This is a genomic window from Pseudomonas defluvii (assembly GCF_001695625.1).
Lineage (GTDB): Bacteria > Pseudomonadota > Gammaproteobacteria > Pseudomonadales > Pseudomonadaceae > Aquipseudomonas > Aquipseudomonas defluvii.
In genome coordinates this window covers 23797-35981 of the sequence record NZ_MBPN01000017.1, presented here as the reverse complement: position 1 = coordinate 35981, position 12185 = coordinate 23797, and the positions used below count along the sequence as shown (strand labels likewise).

Annotated in this window: 11 protein-coding genes; 5 read left to right on the top strand and 6 right to left on the bottom strand. The window is 61.2% G+C overall.

The genetic code is table 11. From position 1 onward, the window contains the following. Positions 1–37: 37 nt before the first annotated feature. Positions 38–2332, bottom strand: a complete 2295-nt coding sequence (gene bglX, locus EKA13_RS07080) for a beta-glucosidase BglX (protein ID WP_065758682.1) — start codon at positions 2330–2332, stop codon at positions 38–40. A gap of 184 nt (positions 2333–2516) precedes the next feature. Between bglX and EKA13_RS07075 the strand changes: the two genes are divergently transcribed. From EKA13_RS07075 to EKA13_RS07060, 4 genes are all read left to right on the top strand, one after another. After that, positions 2517–3119: a LemA family protein gene (locus EKA13_RS07075; protein WP_099775660.1), complete on the top strand. Its 603-nt coding sequence runs from the start codon at positions 2517–2519 to the stop codon at positions 3117–3119. Then, entirely contained in the window at positions 3119–3853 is a 735-nt protein-coding gene (locus tag EKA13_RS28600; RefSeq protein WP_065758680.1) for a TPM domain-containing protein, read from the top strand. Before EKA13_RS07075 ends, EKA13_RS28600 begins: the two co-directional genes overlap by 1 nt. A gap of 27 nt (positions 3854–3880) precedes the next feature. Beyond that, complete coding sequence (locus tag EKA13_RS07065; RefSeq protein WP_065758679.1) at positions 3881–4498, top strand: TPM domain-containing protein; 618 nt, start codon at positions 3881–3883, stop codon at positions 4496–4498. A 108-nt stretch (positions 4499–4606) separates the two neighbouring features. Beyond that, the gene (locus EKA13_RS07060) at positions 4607–5824 is read left to right on the top strand and encodes a class I SAM-dependent methyltransferase (RefSeq protein ID WP_065758678.1); all 1218 of its coding nucleotides are present in this window, start codon (positions 4607–4609) and stop codon (positions 5822–5824) included. Here EKA13_RS07060 and EKA13_RS07055 read toward each other — a convergent pair. Together EKA13_RS07055 and EKA13_RS07050 are read right to left on the bottom strand one after the other, a co-directional pair. Beyond that, on the bottom strand, positions 5821–6714 hold the full coding sequence (locus EKA13_RS07055; RefSeq protein ID WP_065758677.1) for a DMT family transporter: 894 nt from the start codon (positions 6712–6714) through the stop codon (positions 5821–5823). The two genes, EKA13_RS07060 and EKA13_RS07055, sit on opposite strands and share 4 nt — an antisense overlap. 105 nt (positions 6715–6819) lie before the next feature. Then, on the bottom strand, positions 6820–7842 hold the full coding sequence (locus tag EKA13_RS07050) for a DUF4917 family protein (protein ID WP_065758676.1): 1023 nt from the start codon (positions 7840–7842) through the stop codon (positions 6820–6822). A gap of 155 nt (positions 7843–7997) precedes the next feature. Here EKA13_RS07050 and EKA13_RS07045 point away from each other — a divergent pair, with 155 nt between their 5' ends. After that, entirely contained in the window at positions 7998–8630 is a 633-nt protein-coding gene (locus EKA13_RS07045) for a LysE family translocator (RefSeq protein WP_065758675.1), read from the top strand. Positions 8631–8726: 96 nt separating this feature from the next. On the opposite strand, the gene EKA13_RS07040 is transcribed toward EKA13_RS07045, so the two are convergent. The 3 genes from EKA13_RS07040 to EKA13_RS07030 form a co-directional block, all read right to left on the bottom strand. Next, on the bottom strand, positions 8727–9032 hold the full coding sequence (locus tag EKA13_RS07040; RefSeq protein WP_065758674.1) for a DUF3077 domain-containing protein: 306 nt from the start codon (positions 9030–9032) through the stop codon (positions 8727–8729). 308 nt (positions 9033–9340) lie between these two features. Then, positions 9341–11041, bottom strand: a complete 1701-nt coding sequence (locus EKA13_RS07035) for a SulP family inorganic anion transporter (RefSeq protein ID WP_065758673.1) — start codon at positions 11039–11041, stop codon at positions 9341–9343. A 409-nt stretch (positions 11042–11450) separates the two neighbouring features. Beyond that, complete coding sequence (locus EKA13_RS07030) at positions 11451–12092, bottom strand: substrate-binding domain-containing protein (RefSeq protein WP_003158902.1); 642 nt, start codon at positions 12090–12092, stop codon at positions 11451–11453. Positions 12093–12185: the final 93 nt, after the last annotated feature.

Below are 12185 nucleotides of genomic sequence, written 5' to 3'. Positions count from 1 at the left end.
CATCTCGGCACTTCCCCTTGGACATCGCGGCGACCGCTTACAGCAGCTCGAAACTCTGCTGTTTCACAGCCTCTGAGTCCAGCCCGACCTGCACGTTGAACTCGCCAGGCTCTGCAGCGTACTTCAATTGAGCGTTGTAGAACTTCAGGTCGTCTTCGCTGAGGGTGAAATGAACGATGCGTTCTTCGCCCGCCTTGAGGCTGATTTTCTGGAAGTTCTTCAGCTCCTTGATGGGCCGGCTAATCGACGCCGCGACGTCGCGAACGTACAACTGAACCACGGTTTCACCGTCACGCTTGCTGGTGTTTTTCACCCGGATGCTGGCATCGAGGGTTTGCCCAGGCTTCAGGGTCTTGCGGGACAGCGTCAGCTCCGACAGGCTGAACTCGCTGTAGCTCAGGCCATAGCCGAACGGGTAGAGCGGGCCGTTGGGTTCCTCGAAGTACTGCGAGGTGTAGTTGCCCGGTTTGCCCGGTGTGTATGGGCGACCAATGCTCAGGTGGTTGTAGTACATCGGCACCTGTCCGACCGAACGCGGGAAGGTCATTGGCAGTTTGCCGGACGGGTTGTAGTCGCCGAACAGTACGTCCGCGATGGCGTTGCCGCCTTCAGTACCGCTGAACCAGGTTTCGAGCATGGCATCGGCCTGTTCGCGTTCCCAGGTCAGCGACAATGGTCGGCCGTTCATCAGCACCAGCACCAGCGGTTTGCCGGTGGCTTTCAAGGCCTTGATCAGGGCGCGTTGGCTGGCGGGGACTTCCAGCGTGGTGCGGCTGGACGACTCATGGGACATGCCCCGCGATTCGCCAACCACGGCAACCACGACATCTGCTTGCTGCGCAGCCTTGACCGCTTCATCGATCATCACTGCCGCAGGGCGTGGGTCGTCGACGATTTCCGGTGCATCGAAGTTGAGGAAGTTCAGGTAATCGAGGATCGCCTTGTCGTGGGTAATGTTTGCACCCTTGGCGTAGATCACGCGGGCGCGTTCGCCCAGCACACGGCGCATACCGTCATGCACGGTCACGGAGTGACGCGGGCGGCCTGCCGCGGCCCAACTGCCCATCATGTCGATAGGGGCATCGGCCAGCGGCCCGACCAGAGCGATGGTGCCCTGCTTCTTCAAGGGCAGGGTCTGGTTGCGGTTTTCCAGCAATACCATGCTGCGGCGCGCTACATCACGGGCGGCATCGCGGTGCAGGCGTCCTTCGGCGTAGGTGTCGGCCGGGTCTTCGCTGGCGATACCGATGCGTCGGTACGGGTTTTCGAACAGGCCCATGTCGTACTTGGCGCCCAGCACTTCACGCACGGCATTGTCGATATCCGCCTGATTGATCTCGCCGGACTTGAGCAGGCCCGGCAGTTCCTGGCCGTACAGCGAGTCGTTCATGCTCAGGTCGATGCCGGCCTTGATCGACAGCTTCGCCGCTTCGCGACCATCACGGGCGATGCCGTGCTTGATCAGTTCAAAGATCGCACCATGGTCGCTGACCGTGACGCCCTTGAACCCCCACTCCTTGCGCAGCAGGTCATTCATCAACCAGGTGTTGGCCGTCGCCGGTACACCGTTGATCGAGTTGAGCGCCACCATCACCCCGCCTGCACCCGCATCGACAGCGGCGCGGTAAGGCGGGAGGTAGTCGTTGTACATCTTGATCGGGCTCATATCGACGGTGTTGTAGTCGCGCCCGCCTTCCACTGCACCATATAAGGCGAAGTGCTTCACGCTCGCCATCAGGCTGGTCGCCGATGCCGGGTTGTTGTCCTGAAAGCCCTCGACCATCACCTTGGAGATCCGCGAAACCAGGTAGGTGTCTTCACCGAAGCCTTCACTGCTGCGGCCCCAGCGCGGGTCACGGGCGATATCGACCATGGGCGCGAAGGTCATGTCGATACCGTCGGCACTGGCCTCCACTGCCGAGGTACGGGCGACCGTGTGGATGGCGTCCATGTCCCAACTGGAGGCCAGCGCCAGGCTGATCGGGAAAATGGTGCGGTGGCCGTGGATCACGTCATAGGCGAAGAACATCGGGATCTTCAGCCGGCTGTTCTTCACTGCCGCATCCTGCAGCGGACGGTTCTCGCTACGGGTGATGGAGTTGAACGTACCGCCGATATTGCCCGCGGCGATCTCCTTGAGGATCTGCGGTTGGGGCATATCGGGGCCGATGCTGATCAGGCGCAACTGGCCGATTTTTTCCTCGAGCGTCATTTGCTGCATCAGGTCGGCAATAAACGCCTGCTTGTTCTTCTGCGGCTCGGTAGTGGTATCGGCAAAGGCGGTATGGCTGGCCAGGCTGACAAGCAGGCCCAGCAAACAGAGTTTGTTCATGACTATTCGTTCTCAAGGCTCAGAGCAGTATTCACCAGGGAGACTGCACAGCCGAAATTGGGGGAGCAGCTATTGTTGTAATGGGCTGGGATCTTTTAGCCGATTGTGCCATCGCGTTCCAGCGATGGCCGGCGATTATGCCTGAAGTCCGGACTTTTACGGGTAATCAAGGAGCACGATGACGATGCAGGTACTTCATGCCAAAGCGATACGGCTCTGGGTCGTGTTGATGCTGTCCAGCCTGCTGGCCGGCTGTGGGATCAACAACATTCCTCAGTATGACGAACAGGTCAAGGCGGCCTGGGCGCAAGTGCAGAACCAGTACCAGCGGCGCGCCGACCTGATTCCCAACCTGGTGGAAACGGTAAAAGGCTATGCCAAGCAAGAGCAGACCACCCTGACCGCCGTTGTCGAGGCCCGGGCCAAGGCCACCTCGATTCAGGTCGACGCCAGTACCTTGGACGACCCGGAAAAATTGCGCCAGTTCCAGGCGGCACAAGCTCAACTCAGCGGGGCCTTGAGCCGGCTGATGGCGGTTTCCGAGCGTTACCCGGAGCTGAAGTCGAACCAGAATTTTCTGGCCCTGCAGTCGCAACTCGAAGGCACGGAAAACCGGATTGCCGTGGCGCGCAAGGATTTCATCGCCGCCGTCCAGCGTTACAACACCGAGATCCGCACCTTTCCCGGGCGTATCTGGCACAGCTTGATGTACAGCGACATGCCGCTGCGTGAGACCTTCGAGGCGACCAGTGCCGATGCCGACAAAGCCCCTGAAGTGAAATTCTGATGCGCCTGCTCAAGGCTGCTGTGCTGCTGGCACTGCTCTGTGCAGCCTTGACGCTGCGCGCTGAACCGAGCTTCCCGGCCCTGACCGGGCGCGTGGTGGACGAGGCTCATTTGCTCGATGCGGCCAGTATTGCCCAGCTCAGCCAGATGTTGGCGGCCCATGAGCAGGCCAGCGGTGGTGAGCAGGTGGTGGTGGTCACCTTGCCTGACCTGCAAGGCATGAGCATTGAAGACTACGGCTACCAGCTAGGACGGCACTGGGGGATCGGCCAGCGCGGCAAGGACAATGGCGCATTGCTGATCGTCGCGCCGCAGGCGCGCAAGCTGCGTATCGAGGTCGGCTACGGGCTGGAAGAGCGCCTGACCGATGCCCAGGCCTCCGTCATCATCAACAGCATCATTACCCCGGCGTTTCGGCGCGGCGAGTTCAGCCAAGGTATCGTTCAGGGCACGGCGGCGATTATTCAGGTATTGGGGGGCAACCCCTTGGCCGAACCGGCCCAGGCGACGGGCGCGGAGGCCGAAGGCGGCTCGCGTGGCTGGACCATCGGCTTGTTCATCTTGCTGGTGGTACTCGCCTTCACCTTGCAAGGCTTGGGCTTGAGCGGTGGGCGAGGCGGGCGCGGCGGCGGTTTTGGTGGCGGCCTTGGCGGCTTCGGTGGCGGTTCGGGTGGGGGCGGCTTCAGTGGCGGTGGCGGCAGTTTTGGCGGTGGCGGCTCATCGGGCGGCTGGTAGACAACTTATCAACAAGAGCCACAGTGCATGGCATTGCTCAGTGAATTTGAACAACGGCAGGTCGCCGAGGCGATTGCCCAGGTCGAGCGCAACACCGACGCGGAACTGGTCACGGTGTTGGCCGCTCGGGCTGACGACTACACCTATATCCCGCTGCTCTGGGCCAGCCTGCTGGCACTGGTGCTGCCGGGCATCATCTATTACCTCAGCGGCTGGCCGGGTGGGCATGGGCTGCTGATCGCGCAATGGTTGACCTTCATTGTGTTCAGTCTGGTGTTTCGTGTGCCGCGCCTGACCACCCGCTTGATTCCGCGCGCTGTGCGCCATTGGCGGGCCTCGAACCTGGCTCGGCGGCAGTTCCTTGAACAGAACCTGCACCGCACGGTGGGCAGCACCGGCATGCTGATCTTTGTCAGCGAAGCCGAGCGCTATGTGGAGATTCTGGTCGACGAAGGCATTTCCCGGCATTTGGACAATCAGGTCTGGGACAGCATTGTGCAGCGCTTCACCGGGCAGGTCGGGCAAGGCCAGACCTTGCAGGGTTTTCTCGACTGTATTCAGGCGTGTGGCGAACTGTTGAGTGCCCATGTGCCACTGACGCAGGCCCGTAATGAATTGCCCAATCGCCTGGTGATATTGCCGTAAGGGCAGGGCAATCATCGACAAAAGCTGTGCCTGCGCCGGTCATCCACGTAAAATGCCCGGCACTGGCGCCGACTGGCGCGTCCCCGCACTCCGAGGCACCCACTCCTGATGTCCGATACCCCTACCGCCCAGGCCGCGCCGGATGCGCGTGCGCAGTTTCTGGCCCTGCTCGCCACCTGCCTGCAGCAGAATGCCCTGATCAAACTGGTGCTGGCGCGCCATGTCGGCACCGAAGAAGCCCTGCAACGGGTGATCGCCAAGCCGCTGACCGTCAAGGGCCAGGCTTGCCTGTCGTTTGTCTACCGCTACCAAACCCGCGACATCACCCGCAATCTGCCGGTCGACGAAGCCCTGGCACTGGTGGCTGAACTGCTGCCAGGCAGTTTTCGCAACGCCCACCTGCAGAGCCTCAGCGATGAAGCCCAGTTGGAGTTCAGCAAGAAAGGCAAGCCGATGCTGCACCACAGCGCAGCACAGCAGGCACGTCAGGCGCCGGCGGGCGAGCATGACCGGGAGAAGAAACGCTACCTGGAACTGAGCCGACCGTTTCTGGTCGACCTGGGTGTCACCGACAAGCAGCATGCGCTGATTCCGGCCATGTCGCGCAAGTGGAAACAGATCAACAAGTTCATCGAGGTGTTTTCCCATGCCCTCGGCAGCTCGACCCTGGGCGCAGAGCAGCCACTGCGTGTCGCGGATTTCGGCTCGGGCAAGGGTTACCTGACCTTCGCCATCCATGATTACCTGCGCAACACCCTGCAGCGTGAGGCCCAGGTCACCGGCGTCGAGCTGCGCCAGGACATGGTCGAGCTGTGTAACAAGGCTGCGGCTCAGTTGGAGCACCCAGGCCTGCATTTCGAACATGGCGACGTGCGCACCGTTGTGCCCAGCGCCATCGACGTGATGATTGCCCTGCATGCCTGCGACATCGCCACCGACTATGCCATCCACACCGGTATCCGCTGTGGTGCAGCCATCATCATGTGCTCGCCGTGCTGCCACAAACAGATTCGCCCGCAAATGCACACCCCGGGCCTGCTCAAGCCGATGCTGCAATATGGCCTGCATTTGGGCCAGCAGGCTGAAATGCTGACCGACAGCTTGCGCGCGCTGTACCTGGAAGCCTGCGGCTATGAGACCAAGGTGTTCGAGTTCATTTCCCTTGAACACACCAACAAGAACAAGATGATCCTGGCGATCAAGCGTCGCGATCCGGTCGATGCGAGCGTGTTGATGGCCAGAATCCAGGAGCTCAAAGCGTTCTATGGGGTTCAGGAGCACTGCCTGGAGACCTTGCTGCGGGCTGACGGTTTGCTCGCGGCCTAAACCTTGGCTGGGCGCTGGGCCGGATGCACCCGTGTGCGCCGGCCCAGTACCACAGTCAGAATCACCCCGGTGGCAAACACCCAGGTAATCGGCTCGACCTGCTCGCCAAAGAACAGGGCGGAAAAGGCGATAGTGAAGAAGATCTGCAGCAACTGCACCTGACTCACCCGGGCGATGCCGCCCAGCGCCAAGCCGGCGTACCAGGCAAAGAAACCGATGAACTGCGAGAACAGCGAAACATAACCGAAGGCCCACCAGGTTTTGCTGCTGACCTCGCCCTGATGCTGCAGCGCCAGGTACACCACCGGCCCTAGCAGCAACGGGCTGGCCAGTACCAGCGCCCAGCAGATCACCTGCCAACCGCCCATTTCACGGGCCAGTCGCCCACCTTCGGCATACCCCAGGCCACCCACCGCAATGGCGGCGAGCATCAGCAGGTCGCCGGCCTGGATCTGCCCGGCACCCATGATCATGGCGTAGGACAGCACTAAAACGCTGCCCAGCGCGGCGCAGGCCCAGAAGGCTTTTGACGGGCGCTCGTGGGACAACCAGGCCGCGTACACCGCTACGCACAGCGGTTGCAGGCCGTTGACCAGAGCCCCGTGGGAGGCCGGTACGGTTTGCATGGCCCACGCGGAAAACACCGGGAACCCCAGAATGACCCCCAGCGCTACCAGGCTCAGCCCTTTTATTTGCTGCCAGGTCGGCCATTTTTCGCGGCGCCAGAGCAACAGCGCGGCGGCGGGAATGGCTGCGACCAGCGCCCGGCCCAGCCCATTGAGCAGTGGGTGCAGTTCCTGCACGACGATACGGGTCATGGGCAGGGTCAGGCTGAAAATGACCACGCCGAGCAGGCCGAGGGCCATGCCGGTGTTTTCGCGGGTAGACATGCGGGAGCGCCTTGGGCAGATAAGTCGGTCCATTGAGCCACAGGCGTTGGGTGCGGTCTTGTAACAGTTGCATACAAAACGACGGATACAGTCCCTGGACAGCGTTTAGCGGCGACGTTTGCTGGCAGGGGGAACCGCCACCGCCAATTCAGCCTGCCCAAACGGGTGGCTGCTGGCATCGAAGAAACACAGTTCGATGTCCGGGCGCTCGGCAAACAACGCCGCATAGTGCTGCTTCTGGCCGATGATCGCTGCTTCGCTCAGTGGGTGTACCGCAATCGCGAGGTGGCCGGGGCTGGCCTGTTTGATGGCCTCCACCAGATGCCGGTCGGAGCTGTCCAGGCGGTGCCCGAAAATACACAGGCCACCGTCATGGCTGGCCAGTTCGCCGTGGCACCAGCTCAGGTAGTCCGAGGTACGGATAGCGCGCAGTTTGTCGTCGCTGCTGCTTTCATTGATGAACAGCGGCACATCGCCTGGGGTGTTCACCGCAAAGCCGTCGAGCAGTGCGCTTTCGCGGGCACTGCGTTGGCGGGTGCTGCCGTCCTGTTGCTTGAGCAGGTGCAAGCCACCGTGCAGGTAAAGCAGGCGATGGCCGTCACCGCGGCTGCGGCGTACGTCAAACACGCCCTCCTCATCGAACAGCACCTGAAAGCCTTCAGGCGCGTAGCTCACCGCCCAATGGGTGAGCAGGTCGTAGTTGCTCGAATAGATGCTGCGGTAATTGCGCAGCTCCTGGTTGAGGGTGTGCAGGGTCGAGGCAGGCAGCAGCTTCCACGGGATATGCACGCTGCGCACGGCATGAATCAGCGCTTCCTTGATTGCGTAATAGCGGTTCAGCGGCGCCGACGAACTGATGGCCAGGGCGGCATTGACCCGTACCGTGGTGTTCAGTGCCGTGAGCACCGGCTCGAACACCTCCGTGCCCATGGACTTGAACAAGGCCTGATCGGTAAGCCCCAAGGGTTTGTGGCGTACCCGCTGGGCCAGTTCGAACAATGAGAAATAGGCGAACGGGCGCCACACAGTGCGGCTGGCGCCGTTGCCCAGCAGCAAGCCGCTGCAAGGACGGCGGGAGACCAGTTCAGGCCAAGCGGCGAGGGTGGCGTCGAAGTTGGCAGAGGGCATGCAGGGCTCACAGACAGGTAATGCAAAGGAATGGGCGCGACTGTATCACGCACGTCCTGCTTGTCATCAGCGCAGGCCATCGGCTGTGTGGCTGGCTGGCTTTTGGAAGCCCGCGTAGACTCTCGTGCCTTGCTCTGTTCAGGCCCCGTGTTCCGATGACGTTTTCGCTTGTGTTTGCTGTGCTCGCCTCCGGCTTTATCTATGGCATTACCCCGGGCCCCGGTGTCCTGGCGGTGCTCGGTATTGGCGCGGCACGTGGGCGTAAGGCGGGGGCGGGGTTTCTTTGTGGGCACCTGCTGGGTGATGTGCTCTGGTGTGGCACTGCGTTGGTGGCCATCGTCGGCGCGCGCCAGGTTGGCAGCCTGTTGTTTGATGGCCTGGGCGTAATCAGCGGCGTGTACCTGTTCTGGCTGGGCCTGCGCGCCTTGCGCAGTCGCCCGTCTGCTGAAGACGGGCAGCAGGGGCCGGTGCGTCAGCCGTTCTGGCATGGCGTGGTGTTTGGCCTGACCAATCCCAAGGCCTACCCGGTGGCCGTTGCCACCTTTACGGCATTGTTATCCAGCCGCGCCGAAGCACTGACCTGGTCGATGCTGCCCTTGTTGATCGTGCTCAGCTTTGTGGGTGGCTTGCTGGCCTATGCGACTCTGGTGGCGCTGGTGGGCGCGCGCCAGGTCCGTACGTTATATGTGCGCTATGAACTGTGGATCACCCGGGCCTGCGGGTTGATGTTCATTGGTTTCGCAATCAATGCGCTGGTGCATGCCTTGCCGGGGTTGCTGGCGGGTTGATCGTGTGGCCCCAATCGCAGGCAAGACCTGCTCCCACCCGGCCCCGATCAAACCGCGTGGGATGCAGGCTTGCCTGCGATGGCGTCAGTGAAGGTATTAGCGCTTCATGGCCTGCGCCTCGAACCCGTCGAGCAGGGCGTCAATCAACGCTTTGGCCGCCTCCATCGCGTGCAGCGAGGCCCAGCGCAAGCCTTCCGGGGTGCGCTCGTGGCAGAAGCAGGTCTGGTTGACGGCATCAATGCCTGCCTTCAGTTGCAAGGAGGCATGCACCAGCGCGTCTTCGGCACTAATGCCTTCGTTAACGGAAAACAATGGCGGGTGCCCTGCGTCGCAGGAGCCAAAAGGCAGCGAGGCCGTTTTATACGGCGCACAACGTGGTGGGTCGGGAACAATCTTCATCATGGTAAAGCTCCTATAGACATAGAGGAGCTGCCCTGACTCACTTCCACATGAGGGTGGCAGCCACACGCAGGGTGGAAGACCGGTCTATAGGAATCCGGCGCACCCCAAAGGGTGCCCTGCGCGTAGCCGCCATAACAAATCATACAGGCATAAAAGTACGCCAGCATTCACCTGTCAGGGAATACACGCCTATAGAGGGTCCAGACTTCCACATCTGGTCGCTGAATATGCAGCGACCCCCGAAGGCTAGTGGGCATGCCGTTGTGCAACAAGGTCAGCAGTTCCCAAGGTTATGTAGGAAGTTTCGCTTACTCCGAAGCAAACAGCTCTTTGTTCCGATTGCGCCATACGCGGTAGGCGCGAATGCCGGCCCGTACCGAGCCGAACAGCAAGCGATCCTCCAGTTCCCGCGCGATCCCCGAGCGCACCAGCATGCGCAAGAACTTGCCGCGGGCACGGGCAATGCCGAACAGAATGCCTTGTGCTTTGAGGGTGTCCCGCACTTCACGCAAGGCCGCGATACCGCTGACGTCGATGGTGCTCACCGCTTCAGCGTCGAACAGCACCGCACGGGGCTGGTGTTCACGTTGTACGGCATCGAGCAGGCGCATTTTGAAGTAGTCGGCGTTGAAGAACAGAATCGCATCATCGAAGCGGTACACCACTAAACCCGGTACGGTGCGGGCATCTTCGTGGTGACGAATGTCCACCTGGCCTTCGACGCCGGGTAGCCAGCCGAGTACGGCATCGGTTGGCTGGTAGATGCTGTACAGCAGGCGCAGGATGGCCAGGGTCACGGCAATGATAATGCCCGGCAGCACGCCCGCCCCGAGCACGCCGACGGTGGTGAACACGCAAAGCCAGAACTCGAAGCGACTGAGTGCACGGATCTTGCGCAGTGACTGCACATCAATCAGCCCCCAGCCGGCCATCAGCAACACCGCGCCCAAGGCGGCTTGGGGAATCCAGGCCAGTGGTGCGGTGAAGAACATCAGGATCGCCGCGATCACCAGCGCGGCAATAATACCCACCAGTTGGCTCTTGCCGCCGACCATATCGTTGACCGCCGTACGCGAGTCGGCACCGCTGATGGCAAAGCCCTGGGAAACCCCGGCAGCGAGGTTCGACACACCCAGTGCAAGAAACTCGTGGTTGGCATTGATCGCGTAACCGTGGCGCGCGGCGAAACTGCGGGCGGTGAGCATCGCACTACAGAAGCTCACGGTCGCGATACCCAAGGCGTCACGCATCAGGCTTTTCATTTCTGCCAGGTTGGTTTGCGGCCAGGCCAGTTCCGGCATCCCGGCGGGCACCGCGCCCAGAATGGCAACGCCGAAGCGGTCTAGCCGCAGCACGCCAACCGCCAGCGTGGCGATGGCCACAGTCACCAGTGCCGCCGGCAAGCGTTGGAAGTGCCGGGGCAACCAGATCAGTGCAATCAGCCCGGCAACCCCAATGGCCAACGTCGGCCAATGGATTTCATTCAGGCGCTGCAGCATGTTGATCAGGCTGAGAATGAAACCATCCCCCTCGATCTGAAAGCCGAGCACTTTGCCCAACTGCCCGGCCAGCAGGCTCAGGCCGATCCCGTTCAGGTAGCCGATCAGAATAGGTCGCGAGAAAAAGCTGGCGATAAACCCGGCACGTGCCGCCCCGGCGGCGATCAACATCAGCCCCACCAGTACCGTGACAATCACCGACAACTGCGCCAGCCGCTGCGGATCGCCCATCGCCAGTGGCGCAATTGCCCCGGCAACCATCGCGCAGGTGGCGGCATCCGGCCCGACCATCAACTGCCGCGAACTGCCGACCAAGGCATAGACAATCATTGGCAAGATGCAGGCATACAAGCCCACATGGGGCGGCAGGCCGACAATTTGCGCATAGGCAATGGCGATAGGGATCTGAATCGCGGCCACAGACAGCCCGGCCTGAAGATCGTGGCGAAACCACTCGGCGCGGTAATGCAGCAAATTGGCCAGGCCCGGAAGCCAGCGGGAGAGAAACATGAACGGGTCCTTTCGACTGTTTCAGAACAACGCCGCGTTCATTCCCGAGCGCCGAAACACTGCGGCGGGCAGGGCGCCTGGTCAGGGTGCAGCGAGATGAACTGTTTGTACCCGATTGCAGAAACGTTGCAAGAAATTTCGACAGTAAAGCGACTGGCGTTGTTTTGAGTCAGGCGAGAGGCAATGGCTTGAGGGTAGATGCGGTATGGAGAGAGGGGGATGCTAAAGGAGGGAGAGCAAGAAGTGGAGCGGGTGAAGGGAATCACCCAAGGCAGCCAACCCATTGATTAATAAAGATTTTTTCTGGTTATTAAAACCAGAAGTGGCCTCTGAATGTACCACATCACCCCTCTTGGCGAAAGGCATAAATCCACCGCCTTCTGCTGGCAGCTACCGACAGCCACTGCGATCAGGAAGGGAGCGCTTTTGCGATCTGCAGTGCCCTGCGCTCGAACCGTTCGGAAACAGGGTTCGCTTGCCCCTGGGGCCTATGCAGGTGCGCCACGATTTCGTAGGGGCCGTCGTCCAGTGGTCGCATGCTGACTCCCCATCCAGGGGCGTGCTTGATACGCGATTGTGCGGATACCCCGACACCGTAGCCGGCAGAAACCCATAGCGCCATCATCTCGAAGGAAGTCACGTACTGAAGGTTCTGCGGGTCAGCAGGCAGACGCGCGAGCAGCCGACGATCCAGCGAAGAACAGGTCTCAGCCTCCCAGCGAAAGATCGGATAGTTCTGGAGGTCGGCGATGGTGAGCGATGCCTGCTCAAGCAAGGGAAGCCTCAGCGGTATCGCAACGGCCATGTGCTCAATCCACAAGGGCTGGGTTTCCAGGGCCGGATCGCTCGCTCCTTGAAGCGACATTCCCACGTCGTAGCGGCCTTCACGAAGCCCATCAAGCAGCTCGTCACCTGCCACTTCAAAGAACGTGATGCTGACCTCGGGTTCTTCCGCTCGTTGCAGCGCGAGCAGCGCCGAGAGCTGAGATGACGATACGCCTGGCGCAATCGCAAGCCTGAGGTGGGCGGGTTGGCTGGTGATGTTGTCCACGGAGAACCTACAGAAGCGACGAAGCAGGTCAAGGGCAAACCAGCATCATAGTAAAGAGAGAAGTTTAACGTCTATATGTTTAACGTGGTTAAT

What these genes read in the sequence shown, in the direction of transcription:
- EKA13_RS07060 (WP_065758678.1), top strand. Translation starts at nt 4,607, where the DNA reads ATGTCCGATACCCCTACCGCCCAGGCCGCGCCGGATGCGCGTGCGCAG.
- EKA13_RS07035 (WP_065758673.1), bottom strand. Translation starts at nt 11,041, where the DNA reads ATGTTTCTCTCCCGCTGGCTTCCGGGCCTGGCCAATTTGCTGCATTAC.
- EKA13_RS07075 (WP_099775660.1), top strand. Translation starts at nt 2,517, where the DNA reads ATGCAGGTACTTCATGCCAAAGCGATACGGCTCTGGGTCGTGTTGATG.
- EKA13_RS07045 (WP_065758675.1), top strand. Translation starts at nt 7,998, where the DNA reads ATGACGTTTTCGCTTGTGTTTGCTGTGCTCGCCTCCGGCTTTATCTAT.
- EKA13_RS07040 (WP_065758674.1), bottom strand. Translation starts at nt 9,032, where the DNA reads ATGATGAAGATTGTTCCCGACCCACCACGTTGTGCGCCGTATAAAACG.
- EKA13_RS07055 (WP_065758677.1), bottom strand. Translation starts at nt 6,714, where the DNA reads ATGTCTACCCGCGAAAACACCGGCATGGCCCTCGGCCTGCTCGGCGTG.
- bglX (WP_065758682.1), bottom strand. Translation starts at nt 2,332, where the DNA reads ATGAACAAACTCTGTTTGCTGGGCCTGCTTGTCAGCCTGGCCAGCCAT.
- EKA13_RS28600 (WP_065758680.1), top strand. Translation starts at nt 3,119, where the DNA reads ATGCGCCTGCTCAAGGCTGCTGTGCTGCTGGCACTGCTCTGTGCAGCC.
- EKA13_RS07065 (WP_065758679.1), top strand. Translation starts at nt 3,881, where the DNA reads ATGGCATTGCTCAGTGAATTTGAACAACGGCAGGTCGCCGAGGCGATT.
- EKA13_RS07050 (WP_065758676.1), bottom strand. Translation starts at nt 7,842, where the DNA reads ATGCCCTCTGCCAACTTCGACGCCACCCTCGCCGCTTGGCCTGAACTG.